The following is a 16,866-nucleotide window of genomic DNA, read 5'->3' as shown; positions in this document are numbered from 1 at the left end:
GGAGTCGCGCCGCCGGCGGAGCGCGATTCTCGCGGGCCGTCGCCGGACCCGGCATGATCGGCCCGTGACCGAGCGACCCTGGCTGACCCGCAACCTCAAGGTCGTCTCGGCGGTCTCGTTCATGCAGGACGCCGCCTCCGAGCTGCTCTACCCGCTGATGCCGATCCTGCTGACCACCGTCCTGGGTGCGCCGGCCGCCGTCGTCGGGGTGGTCGAGGGGATCGCCGAGGGCGTCGCCGCGATCACCAAGGTGCTGGCCGGGCGGTTCTCCGACCGGTTCCGCAAGAAGCCCCTGGTGGCCCTCGGCTACGGCCTCGCCGCCGTCGGCAAGGTCCTCGTGGCCGCGGCAGGCGTCTGGCAGGTCGTGCTCGCCGGCCGGGCGGTCGACCGGCTCGGCAAGGGCATCCGTGGAGCGCCGCGGGACGCGCTGCTCGTGCAGGACATCCCCGTGCCGGCCCGCGGCCGCGCCTTCGGGTTCCACCGCGCCGCCGACACGGCGGGCGCGGTGGTCGGACCGCTGATCGCGCTCGCCGGCTACGAGCTGCTCCACCACCACCTGCGCCCACTGCTGTGGGTCGCGGTCGTGCCGGCGGCGCTGAGCGTGCTGCTGGTCTTCCTGCTGCGCGAAGAGCGCACTGCCCCCGCGCGATCCGACCAGGCGGCCCGGCCGGCGCCCGCAGCCGCGCCGCTGGGCGCGGCGTACTGGCGGGTGGTCGCGGTGCTGGGCCTCTTCTCCCTGGTCAACTTCCCCGACGCGCTGCTCCTGCTGCGGCTGCACGAGATCGGGTTCGGGGTGGTCGCCGTGATCCTGGCGTACGTCGGCTACAACCTCGTCTACACCGCGCTGAGCTTCCCCGCCGGCGTGGTCGCCGACCGGCTCACGCCGCGCTCGGTCGTCGCGATCGGCCTGCTGGTCTTCGCGGTCGCCTACGTCGGGCTCGGGCTCACCGAGGACCACCTGGCCGCCTGGCTCCTCATCGGCGGCTACGGCGCCTACACCGGGCTCACCGATGGCGTCGGCAAGGCGTGGGTCTCCGGTCTCCTCCCGGCGGGCAGCCAGGGCACGGGTCAGGGCATCTTCCAGGGCGTCCTCGGCGGCGGCGTGCTCGTCGCCGGGCTCTGGGCCGGGCTCGCCTGGCAGGTCGGGGGCCAGGGTTCGGGCCACGTGCCGCTGATCGTGTCCGGCGCGGTGGCGGGAGCGATCGGGCTGGTGCTGCTGGTGGCGCCGCGGCGGGTCGCGCCGGTCGGCGTACCGGCCTAGCGCCGGACCGTCACCCGGGTCGCGACCCGGTCGACCTGGGACGCGTCGCCCCTCGACACCGCCGCCATCGTGACGGTGCGCGTGTCACCGACCGTCGCTCGTCGTGTGGGCGTCAGGGTCACCTTGAGCGCGAAGACCTCGCCGGGCCGCACGGTGGGCGTGACGTAGGTTCCGCCCACGACGGCGCGCGTGACGTCGACGCCGTCGACCAGGTAGTGCACCCGCAGCACCCGGTTGCTCGCCACGGCCGCCAACCTGAAGCTGTCGGCACGTTCGCCGTCGTTCTGGACCTTCCAGAACGCCGTCGCCGAGTCGTGGCGGCGTACTCGCTGCCGCACCGTCTGGTGCGTGGCCGGGCCGTAGACGTCCCCGCCGCGCCACCACGTCGCGCCACCCTTCCGGATCCGTGCATCGGGCTGGCGGGCGCTGCGGACGACGTAGTGCCGGACGACCGTCGTGACGTTGCCGTTCCCGTCCGCGGCCTGCACCTGCCAGGAGTGCGAGCCGGTGGCACTCGTGTCGATGCGGCCCCCGATGAGACCCGTCACCGTGCAGGACTGCAGGTTGGAACCGCCGCGGTCGGCGCACCGGTACGCCGGCGGGGTGACCGTGTCGCCGAGGACGTAGACCGCGCCGTCCTCGGTGCCCGGGCTGACCGTGGGGGCGATCCGGTCCGGCAGCGCCGTGATCAGCGCAGCGCGGTAGGTCATGTACTTCTGCAGGCCCGGCCCGGAGGGGGCAGGCGCCGTGAGCTCCCAGACGGTGTCGCCGGCGGTGTCGACCTCGCTGGCCATCGCGTGCAGGTCGGCGGCCCAGCCGATCAGGGTGTCGCCGTTCGGCATCCTCCTGGCGGAGCCGGCGAAGAAGGCGTACCGGCTCGTGTCCGAGGGGTAGGTCCACACGAGGGTCGCCGTGTCGGCCACCGTGTCCAGGGCGTACTCCGTGACCCGGGTGAAACCGCGGGGCACGGTCGGACCGGTCCGGTTCAGGGGGTCGACGCAGAGGTTGGGGGCTCCAAAGGCCGCCGAGGTCCCGTTGTCGAAGAGCAGGATGTGGCCGTTCGAGAGCTCGGTGGCCGCGTGCTGGGCGCACGGACCTCCCAGGCTGTCGTTCGGGAAGGTGAACGTGCTGTCGCGTCCGCCGAGCTTCCAGATCACGTCACCCGGGTGGAAGCCGTCGTGGTCCGTGGTCGCGATCCGGAACACCGCGCTCAGGTGTCGGAAGGACGCGATCAGGTCACCGTTCCCGACGCTCACCACCGAGTTGATGTGGGCGTAGTCGAAGTACGGCGTGGGGTCCTGGACCGTCGGGGCCGGGGGTGTCGAGGTGGTCTCGGCGGCGTAGGGACCCGAGGTCCACTGGAAGGTCACGGTGCCGTCCGGGTCCTGCTTCTGGATGGTCGCGTCGGTGAGGTGCGTGGTGGGGTCCTTCTCGTAGCCGACGAGCACCGTGCTGCCGTCGGCCAGGCGGAGGCCGTCGTGGGGGTCGGTGTTGGTCAGCGGTGCGGCCACGAACCGGCGCTGGGAGTCGGCGAGCTGGTCGTCGAGCGTGACGAGGTCCTCTCCCGTGTGGCCGGCTGCGGTCGTGGCGCGGAACACCGTGATCTCGCCGTTCGGCTGCTGCTTGAGGTCGTAGTCGGCCATGCCGGCCCGGACGGCGTAGACCGGCACCCCGTTGCGGTCGACGATCGCGTTGAACGACGGCTGGGAGACGCCGAAGTTGAAGGCGTTCGGCGTCAGCGCGATCAGCCCGGGCTGCACCTGGTCAGGCACGTTCACCGTGGCCGTGAGTGCCGGGAAGTCGGCCGGCAGGTACATCACCGAGTACGCCGTCCGGCCGCCGGCGTCCTCGAAGATCACCGACACCTCGTCCCCGGCGGCGAGCCCGCCCAGCGTGGTGGGTCCGGTCTCCGGGTGGCCGTCGACGAGGACCATGCCCGCGGGGTCGGAGGTGCTCGCCGAGACGGTCAGGGAGCCGGCGGTCGCAGCGGTGGTCGTGGCGGCGTACCGGGTGATCTGCGGGTCGAAGGCCGGATACATCGTCACCTCCGTGCCGCTGACGGTGAGCGACCGGGACGGTGCCGGTGATGCCACGGCGCCGGGCACGAACCGGCTCAGGCTGCCGAGCAACAGGACCACCAGCACCAGAGCCAGCCGACGCATGTTCCCTCCCCAGGGAAGCGGGCCGCCCCGCGGCCGCGCCTCTTCCAGCCTATGGCGCAGGTCACGTCGCCGAGGGGGGAACAGCCGAACCTCCTGCACGGCATGATGGCCCGATGACCTGGTTCGACTCTGCGGCCGACGCCGGCAAGCGGCTGGCCGACGCGGGCTACCTCGCCGACCAGGCGACCGCCACCACGACGTTCCTGGCCGGGGCGCTGGAGAAGCCGTTGCTGGTCGAGGGTCCGGCGGGCGTCGGCAAGACCGAGCTGGCCAAGGCGATCGCGCGGGCGACCGGCGCCGAGCTGGTGCGGCTGCAGTGCTACGAGGGCCTCGACGAGGCCCGCGCGCTGTACGAGTGGAACTACAAGAAGCAGCTGCTCTTCATCCAGGCTGCAGAGGTGACATCCAAGGAGTCGGAGGAGCGAGCGGAACCACAGCGGGACTGGGCCACGGACATTTTCACCGAGGAGTTCCTGCTCACCCGGCCGCTGCTGACCGCGATCCGGCGCGCCGAGCCGACCGTGCTGCTGATCGACGAGGTCGACAAGACCGACGTCGAGGTCGAGGGCCTGCTGCTCGAGGTGCTCAGCGACTTCCAGGTGACCATCCCCGAGCTGGGCACGATGGCCGCCGTACGCCGCCCGCTCGTGGTCCTCACCTCGAACGCGACCCGCGAGCTCTCCGAGGCCGTGCGCCGGCGCTGCCTCTACCTGCACATCGACTACCCCGACGCCGACCGCGAGCACGCGATCGTGACCTCGCAGGTGCCCGATATCGAGGACACGCTCGTCCGGCAGATCGTGGAGACGGTGGCCCGGCTCCGCGCGCTCGAGCTGCGCAAGTCGCCGTCGATCGCGGAGTCCGTGGACTGGGCGCGCACGCTGGTCTCCCTGGGCACCGGCACGCTCGACGCGGCAACGATCGACGCCACCCTGGGCGTGGTGCTCAAGCACAGCAGTGACCTCGACCGCGCGGTCCGCGAGCTCCGGTTGCGCCAGGGCTGAGCGATGAGCCTGCTGGACCGGCACCTCGCGTTCGTCGAGGCCCTGCGCTCGGCAGGCCTGCCGGTCTCCCTGTCCGAGGGGCTCGACGCGGTGCACGCGATCACGGGGCTCGGGCTCGCCGACCGCGAGACGCTGCGGGCGGCGTACGCCGCAACGCTGGTCAAGCGCCAGCCGCACCGCACCGGCTTCGACCAGGTCTTCGACCTGTACTTCCCTGCGCTGATCGGCGACGGCGCGTCCTCGGACCAGCTGGTCGATCCTGCCGAGACCGCTGCGGAGGACTCGGCAGGCTCAACCACCGACTCGGGCGACGGACCGCAGGAGCTGGCCGACTTCCGTGACGCGCTCGTCGACGCGCTCGGCATGGGCGACCCGGACGCGCTGGCGCGGCTGGCACGCGACGCGGTGCAGCGGTTCGGGCTGATCCGCGGCCGGGGGCCGGGGGAGCAGCGGTGGTCGTCGTACAACGTGATGAACCGGGTCTCGCCGGGCGAGCTGGTGGCGCGGGTGCTGCGCGGGATGGGCCTCGAGCCCGACCAGGACCCCGCGACCCGGCGGCTCGTGGACGCGCAGGTCCGGGCGTTCGAGGGTCTGGTCGAGGCCGAGGTGCGCCGCCGGGCCGCGGAGGTCCGCGGGCCCGAGCACGTCGCCCGCTACACGGTGCGCAAGAGCATCGACCAGCTCGACTTCACCGCGGCCCGCAAGAGCGACCTCGAGGAGATGCGCCGCGAGCTCGGTCCGCTCGCGCGCCGGCTGGCCACGCGGATGAACCGCCACAAGGCCGCCCGTCGCCGCGGACCGGTGGACTTCCGGCACACCGTGCGGGCGTCGATGTCGTCGGGCGGCGTACCGCTGGAGATCCACCACCGGCCCCGCCGCCCGAGCCGGTCCGACCTGGTCGTGCTCTGCGACGTCAGTGGGTCGGTCGCGAACTTCGCGAGCTTCACGCTCATGCTCGTGTTCGCGCTGCGTGAGCAGTTCGACCGCGTGCGCGCGTTCACGTTCGTCGACGAGATCCACGAGGTCACCGACCGGTTCCGCCCGGGCCTGGACCCGGTCGAGACGATGGCCGCGCTCGCCACGAGCGCGCAGCACGCGACCCTGTGGGGCCGCACGAACTACGGCCGAGCCTTCACGCGCTTCGCCGAGCAGCACCCCGACGCGCTGACCCCGAAGACCAACCTGCTCGTGCTCGGGGACGCGCGGTCGAACTACTCCGACCTCGCGCTGCCGGTGGTCGCCGGGCTGGTGAAGAGCGCCCGCCACGCCTGGTGGCTCAACCCGGAGGCCCCGCGCCACTGGGGCACCGGCGACTCCGCCGCCCACGAGTACGCCGCGCTGCTGCCGATGGTCGAGTGCCGCAACCTCACCCAGCTCGGGCAGTTCGTGCACGACCTGGCGTGACCCGGAGCCACGACGGTGTGCGCGTTTCCGGGACTCGGCCACGGCCGCCCGCCCACGCCGGGTAGAGTGGTCGACTCCCCATTTGTCGTTCTCCCGAAGGAACGCTTGAGTTGAACGAAGACGTCGCGGCGCGCGAGATCGCTCGCGAGCAGGAGTTCGTCGACACCGTCTACCGCCAGCTGGAGGAGTCCACGCGCTCCGCCCAGGAGCTGGCGGCGGAGGGCCGCGCCCGCGGCCAGCTCGGCCACGAGGGTGGTCTCGTCGAGCGCGACGCGATGGTCTACCAGGCGGCGCGCCGGATGGCCACGCTCGACGCCGCGCACGAAGGGCTGGTGTTCGGCCGGCTCGACATGCGCGCCGAGATCGACGAGGACCCCCGGTACGTCGGCCGGATCGGCCTGCGCGACGGCAACCGCGACGTGCTGCTGATCGACTGGCGCGCCCCTGCGGCCGCGGTGTTCTACCAGGCCACGCACGCCGACCCGCACGGCGTGATCCGGCGCCGCATCCTGCGCTGCTCGGGCGAGACCGTCGTCGGGGTCGAGGACGACCTGCTCGACAGCGAGGCCGAGACCGACCTCCCCGTGGTCGGCGAGGGCGCGCTCATGGCGCAGCTCTCCCGGGCCCGCGACCGGTCGATGCACTCGATCGTCGCGACCATCCAGGCCGAGCAGGACCGCGCGATCCGCGCCCCCAACAAGGGCGTCGTGCTGATCAGCGGCGGCCCCGGCACCGGCAAGACGGTGGTCGCGCTGCACCGCGCGGCCTTCCTGCTGTACGCCGACCGCCGCCGCTACGAGACCGGCGGGGTGCTCGTCGTCGGCCCGTCCGGGGTGTTCATGCGCTACATCGAGCGGGTGCTGCCGTCGCTCGGCGAGACGGCGGTCGCGCTGCGCTCCCTCGGTGACGTCGTCGACGGCCTGCGCGCGACCCGGCGCGACGACCCGCGCGTGGCCGAGGTCAAGGGGTCCGCGGTGATGGCCGAGCTGCTGCGTCGTACGGCGCGGCAGCACGTGCCCGGCAGCCCGCGGGAGTTCCGGATCTTCTACCGCGACGACGTGATCGTGCTCGGAACCCGCGACCTCGCGCAGGCGCGCCGGCAGCTGCTCTCGATGGGCCCGCGCAACCGGTCGACCACGAGGGTGGCGAGCACGCTGATCGACCTGATGTGGCGCCAGGTCCGCTCCGAGCGGGCCCGCGAGCGCACCAAGGAGGACTTCGCCGAGGAGATGCGCACCAACGACGCGTTCCTCGACTTCGCGTCGTCGTGGTGGCCGGTGCTCGACGCGGCCACCGTGCTCGGCTGGTTGCGTGACACCGACCTGCTCGCCCGGGTGGCCGACGGCGTGCTCGACGACGAGGCGGTCCGCCTCCTCGCGAAGTCGTGGGGCGAGGACCTGTCGGTCGACGACGTCCCGCTGGTCGACGAGCTGCGTTACCTGCTCGGCGACCCGCCGCTGGTCAACGACGCGGACGAGGACCCGCTCGACCTCGCGGACTCCTCGTTGCAGGAGCTGACCACCGCCGCCGATCGCGAGTACGCCGGGCACCGCGCCTGGTCGCCGCCGACCAACCGGATCGAGGACGACGGCTACGCGCACGTGCTGATCGACGAGGCCCAGGACCTCACCCCGATGCAGTGGCGCATGGTCGGCCGTCGCGGCCGCACCGCCACGTGGACGATCGTCGGCGACCCGGCCCAGTCGTCCTGGCCGGTTCCGGCGGAGTCCGAGCGCGCTCGCGCCCAGGCGCTCGGCGACAAGCCGGTGCACTCCTTCCACCTCTCGACGAACTACCGCAACTCCGCGGAGATCTACCGGTTCGCCGCGGCGTACGCCGAGCGCGTCGGCCTGGACGCCGACCTGCCCAACGCCGTGCGCTCCACCGGGGTCGAGCCGCGCGAGGTGGTCGACCCCGACCTCGAAGCCGCGACGCGTCGGGCTCTCGGCGAGCTGGTCGGTGCCCTGGAGGGCACGGTCGGCATCGTGGTGCCGGTCGCCCGCCGCGCCGAGGCGAACCGCTGGCTGGCGAGCTGGCCGGAGTTCGCCGAGCTCGCCCGGGGCGACGACGCCCGTGTCGTCGTGCTCACCGGCCTGGACACCAAGGGCCTGGAGTTCGACGGCATCCTCGTGGTCGAGCCCGCCGAGATCGAGGCGGAGTCGCCGGCCGGTCGCGCGACCCTGTACGTCGTCTACACGCGCGCGACCCAGCAGATGGTGACGGTGTCCGCACACAGCTGACCCGTTGACCCCGGGGTGGAGCCGGGTCGACAGTCGGCTCATGGGTATCGCCGTGCTCGGCCCGCTCCAGGTCGACGGCCACGCCAACGGGCTCAGCCCGAGGGACCGCATCGTTCTGTCGGCACTGGTCGTGCGCGTCGGCGAGCCCACGACGGCGGAGGCTCTGGCGGACGCGTTGTGGGGTGAGCTGCTCCCCGCGTCGTGGCCGAAGGTGGTCCAGGGGTGCATCGTGCGACTGCGCAAGCGTCTCGGCGTCGGTGCCATCGAGTCCGGGCCGTGGGGCTACCGGCTGGCGTTGAGTGATGACGAGCTCGACGTCCGGCTGTTCGAGCGCTTGGTGCGACGCGGAAGGGCGGCCCTCGAGGAGGACGACCCGGCGCGTGCGTCGTACCTGGTCACCGAGGCACGCGGTCTGTGGCGCGGGCGTGCTCTCGCAGACCTGGACGAGTGGGAGCCTGCGCGCGCGGAGATCGGGCGGCTCGAAGAGCTTCGCCTGGACGCCGAGGAGATCCTGGTCCAGGCGGAGACCGCGGCGGGCCACGCCCAGGACGTCGTGGACCGGGCTCGGGCGCTGGTTGCCCAGGCGCCCTACCGGGAGCGTCGATGGGCACTCCTCGCGACGGCGCTCTATCAGGCGGGGCGGCAGGAGGAGGCACTCGGTGCCGTGAAGCAGGCGCGCGAGATGCTCATCGACGAGCTCGGCCTCGATCCGGGGCCCGAGCTCGCCGAGCTCGAGCACAGGTTGCTGCGCCAGGACCCGTCGTTGCTGCCTCCGGCGCGGCGCGAGGTCAGCACGGAGTGCCCCTACCGAGGACTGCTGCCGTACGGGGCAGAGGACTCGGACTCCTTCTTCGGTCGAGAGGCCGATGAGGCCGCGTGCCTCAGACGCCTGCGGGACGCGGGTGTGCTGGCCGTCGTCGGACCCTCGGGCATCGGGAAGTCGTCGCTGGTGAGGGCGGGCGTGGTCGCTTCCCTCGTCCGCCGCGGGACGCGAGTCCTGGTGACGACACCGGGAGCGCATCCGCTGGACTCACTGGCCGGTCTGGCACCAGGTCGCCAGACGCTCGTGGTGGACCAGGCGGAGGAAGCGGTCACGATGTGCACGGATTCCGTCGAGAGGTCCGGCTACTTCGCCGTACTGGCGACGCACGTCAACGCCGGTGGTGGGCTCGTGCTGTCCCTGCGAGCTGACCACCTGGGCGACCTGGCGCCGTACGCGGACGTGGCGCGCGTTCTCGAGGACGGCCTCTACCTCCTCGGCCCGATGAGCGAGCAGGACCTGCGCAACGCCATCGAGGGGCCGGCCGGTCGCGCCGGGCTGAGGCTCGAGCCCGGACTCGTCGACCTTCTGGTGCGAGACGTGGAAGGTGAGCCGGCGGCGCTGCCGATGCTCTCGCACGTCCTCCGGGAGATCTGGCAGCGACGCGAGGGCGCGACCTTGACCGTCGACGGGTACCGGGCGACCGGAGGCATCCGGTACGCCGTCGCCCGGTCGGCCGAGGCGCTGTACGAGGCGCTGGACGAGCCCCAGCGCAACCGGCTCCGTCATCTCCTCCTCCGTCTGGTCGTTCCGAACGAGGGCGGCGACCCGGTGCGCGCGCGGGTCCCACGCGCGAAGCTCGCCGCCGACCACGACCACGCAGTCCTGGTGGAGCGCCTCGTCGATGCACGCCTGCTCAGCATCGACGGTGACACCGTCCAGGTCGCCCATGAGGCCCTGGTCAAGGTCTGGCCACGCTTACGGGACTGGCTCGAGGACGACGTCGAGGGCCAGCATCTCCTGCGTCACCTCGCTGTGGCCGCCGACGCGTGGGACGGCATGGGTCGACCGGACAGCGAGCTCTACCGGGGTGCGCGTCTGAGTCGCGTCCTCGAGTGGCGCGACCGCGCCACGCCGGACCTCGACCAGACCGAGGCGGAGTTCCTGGCCGCCTCAGCCGCGCTGTCAGAGTCCGAGCTCCGCGCTGCCGAGACCAGGTTTGCTCAGCAACGCAGGGTCAATCGCAGGCTCCGGAGCGCACTCGGAGGGGTCGGCGTCGTGCTGGTGCTTGCCCTGGTCGCCGGAGTCCTCGCCGCCCGCAGCGCCGAACAGGCACGGCACCAGCGCGACCGTGCCGAGGCCGCCGCCGGCCTCGCTGACGCTCGGCGTGCCGGGGCCCAGGCGCTCACGAACGAGGACGCCTCCACCTCGTTGCTGGTCGGACTGGCGGCCCTCCAGGTGGACCGGTCTGCCGAGGAGTGGGAGAACCTCGCCGCCACCCTGACCCGGCTGGGTCCGCTCAAGCGCATCCGCCCGACCGGAGACTCGGCGGTGTCACTCTCCGTGGGCGGGAGCGGGTCCGTCGTCGCCGTGAGCCTCCTGGTCAAGGGCGTGCGGCTCTACGACGCCGACACGCTGACTCCGTCGCCGTTCGCGGACGACACACCGGCCGCGGCGGTCGCGTTCTCGCCGGACGGACACCTGATGGCAGCCGCGGTCAACCCGGTCGACCGGGCCGGGATACCCCGGACTGCTCGACCGCCCGTCCGCCTCTACGACGTCGGGACGGGAACACTGTCCTCCCGACAGCTCGGCGGCTGGCCGCGTGGCGCCAACGTCGAGTACGCGCTGGCCTTCAGCCGCGACGGTCGCCGCATCGTGGCCGGCGTCAACCGGTACGTCGCGACCCGCCAGATCCCCGGGGCCGTGATGGTGTGGGACCTGGCCCACCCGTCGAAGCCGATCTTCAACGTGCCCGCGCCGCACCTGCCCCTTGCGGCGTTGAGCCCCGACGGGCGCGTGGTCTACACGGCGACGACCGGCGAGCCGTCGCTCCGGGCCTACGACGTCGAGACCCGGCGGTTGCTCGGCTCGACGGGCACTGACCTGATCGGCGAATCCCGCAAGGGAGCCATCGAGGTGAGTCCGGACGGATCCACCCTCGCCGTGGCGGCGGGTGGTCGGATCCTTCGCTTCGACGCTCACTCCCTCAGGCGCGAGCCCGACCTCGTCGCGCACACCGCCGAGGTCATGGACCTCGAGTACTCCCACGACGGATCGATGCTGTTGTCGACCTCCGCCGACCGGACCGCGATCGTGTGGGACACCCGCACCGGCACACCCGTCCACCGGCTTGCGGCGCACAACGACCAGATCTGGGGCGGGGGCTTCGGCCCTGACGACCACACGGTCTACACGGCGTCGGGTGACGGCACCCTGATGGCCTGGGACCTGACCGGTCACGGTGACCTGTTGTCCCACGACGCGCACAACGCACCGGCACGGCAGGTCGGAGTGTCCCTGGCGGCACCGGACGGGCACACGGTCGCGCGGCTCGCCCAGGACCGACTCTGGTTCGTCGACACGAGCAGCGGCCGCACCACCACGAGGTCGACGGTGCGTCGACCGGTGTCCGCCCACGCGTGGTCGCCGGACTCACGCTGGCTGCTCACCACGGAGCCGGGACCGGGAGAGCTGACGGTCTGGGACGCCCGCACCGGAACGATGACCGGCCGGCGGGAGTACGCGCGGGGTGGGGTCGCGACCTTCAGCTCCGACGGCGCCGCGGTCTACGTCGATGACGGCTACGGGCACCTCCAGACCCTGGACCGGCAGTCCCTCCGCGTGGTTCGCAGCATGAACGTCGGCGCCAGCGTGCGGGCCCTGGTGACGGATCCGGCCGACGGGTCCGTGCTGGCCCTGAGCGACACCGGGGCCGTGATGCGCGTCGACCCCCGACGGGGTGAGGAGATCGCCGAGTCGTCCCGCGACCTGTTGTCGAGCGATGCGCAGGTGGCCGCGTTCTCCCCCGATGGCGGGCTTCTTGCCGCCGCCCATCCCGACGGATCGGTAAGACTCCTGGACACCGACACGCTGACGTGGGTCGGAGAGCCGTCGCGGTCCGAGTGGGGATACAACGTCGTGTTCGCGCCGGACGGCAGCCAGTTCGCCTCCGTGCAGCCGGACCGGGTGCGCCTGTGGGACGGCCGGACCGGTGCCTACCAGGGAAGCATCCCGCTCCCGGACCTCCCCGCCACAGGCCTGTACTCGACCGGGCACCCCGGACCCGGTGCCACGATCGCCTACGTGGCCGACAGCACCCGGCTGCTGGTGGCGGCAGCAGACGGGCGAACCTGGTCGGTCGACACGCGCAGGCGCACCTGGGCGCGTCGCGCCTGCGACATCGCGGGTCGCAACCTCTCTCGCGCGGAGTGGACGCAGTTCTTCCCCAGACGTGCCTACGAGGTCGTGTGTCCGCAGTGGCCGCCCGCGGTGTGAGGGCGGCTGGCCGCGGCGTTTCCGGGGACGACCACGCCGCCCGGAAGGCTGCTACCTGACTCCGATCGCTCCGAGATCGGGATACCAGTTCGACGCGGCAGTGTTGACGTAGCCCGTGACGGCGGAGCCATGGAGCAGGTAGAAGACCGGGATGCCCAACGGGATGTAGGCAACGTCGTCGGCCAGCACCTGGTCGGCCTGCTGCAGCACCGTCGTCGCCGCGTCCAGGTCCGGAGCGTTCTGGGCTTCGTCGACGAGAGCCTCGAAGCGGGCGCTGCGGTATCGGCCGAGGTCATCACCGTTGGAGGTCTCGGTCAGGTTGGGGCGGCTGTCGAAGAGTGGCGGGGTCACCGTGATCGCCGAGGGCCAGTCGGGGCCCCACCCCGTCCACAGGATGTCCGCCTTCTGGCTGGGCTGCCCGACGATTCCGTAGTACTCCTTCTCGGTGCGGCCATCGAGGCCGACCTTGAAGCCCGCCTTCTCCCAGCCTTGCTTGAGGGCCTCAGCCTGCGCGTCGGCGATCGGACCGTTGCTGATGTAGCTGAACGTGATCGGGTACGGCGTCTGGACCCCCGCGCTCTCGAGCAGCTGCCTGGCTCTTGCCGGGTTGCCCGAGCCGCCCGGGAACAGGCCCTTCTGGTATCCCCTCATCGCCGGGTGGACGATGTCCGTCGCCTCCTTCTCGGCCTTGTCACCTCCACCGGCCTCGACCCACGCGGTGACGTCGACCGACGCCGCGAGCGCCTGACGCACCTTCAGAACGGTCAGGCGCCTGAAGTTGGGCACGAGGAACCAGGTGTACGGCGAGGTCACCGCCACGGCACGCTCGGCGACTTCGCCGGTGATCCGGCTGAAGTACGTCCGTGGGATCGACTCACCACTCACGGCGGCCCGGTCTCGACCACGATCGGCGATCAGCCGGTCGGTGATCTGCTCGGGGTTCTTCCCGATGTCGAAGACGATCCTGTTCGGCAGCGCTCGGCGGCTGCGGGTGGTGTCGGTCGAGGGGTCGTAGCTCGGGTTGCGTACCAGGGTGCCACCCTCCTCCTCGTCCCAGGTGCCCTCGAGCTCGTACGGACCGTTGGAGAAGATCTGGAAGTCCGACCTGCGGCCCCGGTCCTTGTCGGCCCGGTACGGGTCCATCATGTGCAGCGAGGCGACGGCCAGCGGGAAGTCCGCCCACGGCTTCTTGAAGTGGTAGGTGATCGTCCTCCCGTTGCAGGTGATCGCCCGGTCGAAGGCAGCCCTCCCCGTGGCGGAGCTGTGGTACGGGCCGGTGTAGATCGGCAGGCCGGTCCTCTCGTCGAGCGGGATGTCGAGGTAGGTCAGCAGGTACTGCGGGCCACCGGTGATCACGTCGGTGGCGAACACCCGCGAGGCGCCGTACTTGAAGTCCGCACAGGCGATCGGCCTTCCGTCCTGCCAGGTCACCCCGTCCCGGAGGGTGAACGTCCAGGTCCTGGCGCCCTGCGAGGACGTGCCCGTGTCGGTCGCCAGATCGGGGACGTACGTCGTCGCCGTCTCGACGTCCGCGGACACCGGGAAGGTCACCCAGCTCCGGTAGACGGTCCGGGCCAGGTTCGAGATGTCCCGACCGTTGTACAGCCGCTGCGGATCGAGGTGCTCGACGAGGGGGAAGTGGCTGTAGTAGACCAGCGTCCCCCCGGCGGCGGCGCCCGCGCTCGGTGGGTCACCTGGCTCCTCGTGCAGCTGGGCGCTGCGCGACTGATGGCGTTGGTCGTCGTTGGTCCGGCAGCCCGCGAGCACGATCGACGCGATCGCTGCGACGGCCGCCAGCACGTTCGTGGTGCGGGTGGCCATGTGACCTCCCTCCAGGTGTCGTCGACGGCGACGGCGCGACGTTCACCCGAGGGGCACCGACGCCCACACGACTCCGGTTATCGAGATCGTTCCACGAGGAGGGTGCGCTGGAAAGGACTGCGGTCCGCTGCGTGAAGCAGCGGACCCGCCTCGCCGGGCGGCGCCGGCTCCGAGCGCGCCGGCCAGCGGGGACGAGTCGATGCCGTCGGAGGTGCCGCCGACGTCGGTGGCCGGTGTGGTCGCCGACGGCCCGTACCGTTCCTCCATCGAGTCGAAGATCGTGTGGTGCTCCCCGCTCAACCCGGGAAGAAGCGGGTCAGGAGGCATCCGCTACCTGACCCCGATCGCTCCCAGGTCCGGGAACGAGCTGGACGCGGCGGTGTTGAGGTAGCCGGCGACACGGGAGCCGTGCAGCAGGTAGAGCACCGCGACGCCGAGCGGGATGTAGGCCACGTCGTCTGCCAGCACCTGGTCGGCCTGCTGGAGCACCTTGGTCTCCGAGTCCAGGTCCGCGGCCTGTTGCGCCGCGTCGACGAGAGTCTCGAACTCCACGCTCCGGTACGCGCCGAAGTCCTGACCGTTGGAGGTCGTGGTCAGGTTCGGACGGCTGTCGAACAGCGGAGCGACCACGGTGATCGCCGACGGCCAGTCCGCACCCCAGGAGTCCCAGATCACGTCGGCCTGCAGGCCGGGGTCCTCGATCAGGTCGGAGTACTCGTCGGGGGCTCGAGCGTCGAGAGTGACCGCGAAGCCACCCTTCTCCCACCCTCGTTCCATCGCGGCCGCCTGCTTGTCGCCGGCCGGAGTGCTCACGTACATGTAGGTGATCGGGTACGGCGTCTGCACGCCGGCACTCTCGAGCAGGCGCCTGGCCTTCTCGGGGTCGCCGGAACCGCCCGGGAACAGACGCGGGTGGTAACCCCTCACCGCCGGGTGGAGCAGGTCGGTTGCCTCCCGGACGACCTTGGTCCCCCCGGAGGCCTCCACGTACGCCGCGACGTCCAGCGAGGCCGCCAGGGCCCGTCGGACCCTGAGGTTGGTCAGCCGCCTGAAGTTCGGCACCAGGTGGTCCACGAACGGCGCTTCCACCGTCACCGCACGGTCGGCGACCGGGCCGGTGATCCGCCCGTAGTACGCCGGTGGGATCCGCGTGTCCGTCACGGCAGTCCTGGCCTCACCACGGTCGGCGATGAGCAGGTCGTTGATCTCCTCGGCGGTCTTGCTGAAGTCGAAGACGATCCGGTCGGGCCGCGCCTTGCGGATCTCCGTCGAGTCCGTCGACGGGTCGTAGTACCCGTTGCGGACGAAGGTGCCGCCCGTGTCGTTGTCCCACGAGCCTTCGAGCCGGTAGGGGCCGTTGGAGAAGATCTGGAAGTCCGACTTCCCGCGCCGGTCCTTGTCTCGACGGTAGGGGTCCATCATGTGCAGCGCGGCGACGGCCAGCGGGAAGTCCGCCCACGGCTTCTTGAAGTGGTAGGTGATCGTCTTCCCGTTGCAGGTGATCGCCCGGTCGAAGGCAGCCCTGCCCTCGGCGGAGCTGTGGTACGGCCCGGTGTAGATCGGCAGGCCGGTCTGCGGGTCGGTCGGGATGTCGAGGTAGGTCAGCAGGTAGTTCGGACCACCGGTGATCACGTCGGTCGCGAACACCCGTGAGGCGCCGTACTTGAAGTCCGCGCAGGTGATCGGCCTGCCGTCCTCCCAGGTCACGCCGTCCTTGACCGTGAACGTCCAGCTCCGGGCACCGTGCGAGGAGGTGCCGGTGTCGGTGGCCAGGTCGGGCACCGGCGTGGTCGAGATCGCGGGGTCAGCCGAGACCGGGAAGGTCACCAGGCTCCGGTAGACCAGGCGGCTCCAGGTGCTGAGGTCGCGACCCAGGTACGCGCGCTGCGGGTCCGTCCCGTCGACGACGCGGGCGCTGAAGTAGGTCAGTGTGCCGCCCCCGGTGGTCTTCTCGCGCCGAGGGTCACCCGAGAGGCTGTCCTTGCTCCGGCACCCGGAGAGCGCGATCGTGACCACCGCTACGAGGGCGAGTGTCCTTGTTGCGCGGGTGGCCATCGGCCCTCCTCCAGGTGTCGCCGCCCCGCGACGGTGCGACCGACTTCGGCCCTGAGGAGACCGGCGCGCAAGGCGACTCTGGTTACCCGAGATCGTCGCACGAAGCCGCGGGCCGGGACATCCCCGACGGGCCGGAAGAACCGCGGACCGGCTGGCGCGTGAGTGCGGGCCCGGTCCTGAGCAACCGGGCCCGCACTCGGGTGGATCACGCGGGTCGATCACGCGGGGCGTGCCTGACGCCGGTGGATCTGCGTCGCGCCGAGGGCACCCGCTCCGACGAGCGCCATGCCGCCGCCGAGGGCAGCACCCAGCGTGGACCAGTCGATTCCGTCCGAGGTGGAGCCGACGTCGGTCGTCGGCGTGGTGGGCGCCGGCCCGCCACGGCCGTCGAGCGAGTCGAAGATCTTGTGGTGCTCGCCGCTGCCGGGGACCGGGTCCGGGACCGGCGGCTGCATGGCGAGCGCGGGTGCGGCGAGCACGCACGAGGTGGCGATGCCGGCGACGCAGGCACCGGCGTACTTGGCAAGGTCAGCGGTGAAGGTGTTCATGATGACTCCCTGGTCGGGTGGTGCGGGTGGATGGAGGTGTGTTGCGTCTCCGTTGTGCGGCCCGGCGGTATCGGACCGGTGTCAACGGGCGTGGTCCGCGGGGGCGAGAGGTC

9 protein-coding genes are annotated in these 16,866 nt (G+C 71.7%); 5 read left to right on the top strand and 4 right to left on the bottom strand.

Translation table 11 applies throughout. The annotated features are described in order from the left end of the window. The first annotated feature begins 64 nt into the window (after nucleotides 1-64). Nucleotides 65-1,261 carry an MFS transporter gene (locus EFL26_RS17335; RefSeq protein WP_221177020.1) on the top strand — a complete coding sequence of 399 codons (1,197 nt, stop codon included), beginning with the start codon at nucleotides 65-67 and terminating at the stop codon, nucleotides 1,259-1,261. Here the strand turns inward: EFL26_RS17335 and EFL26_RS17330 are convergent. Continuing rightward, nucleotides 1,258-3,423, bottom strand: coding sequence for an aryl-sulfate sulfotransferase (locus tag EFL26_RS17330; RefSeq protein ID WP_123224176.1), 2,166 nt, complete (start codon nucleotides 3,421-3,423; stop codon nucleotides 1,258-1,260). The genes EFL26_RS17335 and EFL26_RS17330 overlap by 4 nt on opposite strands. Before the next feature lie 113 nt (nucleotides 3,424-3,536). On the opposite strand from EFL26_RS17330, the gene EFL26_RS17325 reads away from it, so the two are divergent. The 4 genes from EFL26_RS17325 (at nucleotide 3,537) to EFL26_RS17310 (ending at nucleotide 12,329) form a co-directional block, all read left to right on the top strand. Then, nucleotides 3,537-4,427, top strand: a complete 891-nt coding sequence (locus EFL26_RS17325; protein WP_123224175.1) for an AAA family ATPase — start codon at nucleotides 3,537-3,539, stop codon at nucleotides 4,425-4,427. Between the two features lie 3 nt (nucleotides 4,428-4,430). Further along, nucleotides 4,431-5,831, top strand: coding sequence for a vWA domain-containing protein (locus EFL26_RS17320; protein ID WP_123224174.1), 1,401 nt, complete (start codon nucleotides 4,431-4,433; stop codon nucleotides 5,829-5,831). Between the two features lie 110 nt (nucleotides 5,832-5,941). Beyond that, complete coding sequence (locus tag EFL26_RS17315; protein ID WP_123224173.1) at nucleotides 5,942-8,071, top strand: HelD family protein; 2,130 nt, start codon at nucleotides 5,942-5,944, stop codon at nucleotides 8,069-8,071. 40 nt (nucleotides 8,072-8,111) lie between these two features. Further along, nucleotides 8,112-12,329: an nSTAND1 domain-containing NTPase gene (locus EFL26_RS17310; protein WP_123224172.1), complete on the top strand. Its 4,218-nt coding sequence runs from the start codon at nucleotides 8,112-8,114 to the stop codon at nucleotides 12,327-12,329. Nucleotides 12,330-12,380: 51 nt separating this feature from the next. Here the strand turns inward: EFL26_RS17310 and EFL26_RS17305 are convergent, their stop codons facing one another. From EFL26_RS17305 to EFL26_RS17295, 3 genes are all read right to left on the bottom strand, one after another. Continuing rightward, nucleotides 12,381-14,150: an ABC transporter substrate-binding protein gene (locus EFL26_RS17305; protein WP_123224171.1), complete on the bottom strand. Its 1,770-nt coding sequence runs from the start codon at nucleotides 14,148-14,150 to the stop codon at nucleotides 12,381-12,383. Between the two features lie 330 nt (nucleotides 14,151-14,480). Continuing rightward, nucleotides 14,481-16,205: an ABC transporter substrate-binding protein gene (locus tag EFL26_RS17300; protein WP_123224170.1), complete on the bottom strand. Its 1,725-nt coding sequence runs from the start codon at nucleotides 16,203-16,205 to the stop codon at nucleotides 14,481-14,483. 218 nt (nucleotides 16,206-16,423) lie between these two features. Beyond that, nucleotides 16,424-16,753: a hypothetical protein gene (locus EFL26_RS17295; protein ID WP_123224169.1), complete on the bottom strand. Its 330-nt coding sequence runs from the start codon at nucleotides 16,751-16,753 to the stop codon at nucleotides 16,424-16,426. Nucleotides 16,754-16,866: the final 113 nt, after the last annotated feature.

The sequence above is a fragment of the Nocardioides pocheonensis genome, from assembly GCF_003725535.1.
Classification (GTDB): domain Bacteria; phylum Actinomycetota; class Actinomycetes; order Propionibacteriales; family Nocardioidaceae; genus Marmoricola; species Marmoricola pocheonensis.
The sequence above is the reverse complement of the archived record's forward strand: the minus strand, read 5'-3'. Positions and strand labels throughout refer to the sequence as shown.

What these genes read in the sequence shown, in the direction of transcription:
- EFL26_RS17330 (WP_123224176.1), bottom strand. Translation starts at nt 3,423, where the DNA reads ATGCGTCGGCTGGCTCTGGTGCTGGTGGTCCTGTTGCTCGGCAGCCTG.
- EFL26_RS17325 (WP_123224175.1), top strand. Translation starts at nt 3,537, where the DNA reads ATGACCTGGTTCGACTCTGCGGCCGACGCCGGCAAGCGGCTGGCCGAC.
- EFL26_RS17320 (WP_123224174.1), top strand. Translation starts at nt 4,431, where the DNA reads ATGAGCCTGCTGGACCGGCACCTCGCGTTCGTCGAGGCCCTGCGCTCG.
- EFL26_RS17310 (WP_123224172.1), top strand. Translation starts at nt 8,112, where the DNA reads ATGGGTATCGCCGTGCTCGGCCCGCTCCAGGTCGACGGCCACGCCAAC.
- EFL26_RS17305 (WP_123224171.1), bottom strand. Translation starts at nt 14,150, where the DNA reads ATGGCCACCCGCACCACGAACGTGCTGGCGGCCGTCGCAGCGATCGCG.
- EFL26_RS17300 (WP_123224170.1), bottom strand. Translation starts at nt 16,205, where the DNA reads ATGGCCACCCGCGCAACAAGGACACTCGCCCTCGTAGCGGTGGTCACG.
- EFL26_RS17295 (WP_123224169.1), bottom strand. Translation starts at nt 16,753, where the DNA reads ATGAACACCTTCACCGCTGACCTTGCCAAGTACGCCGGTGCCTGCGTC.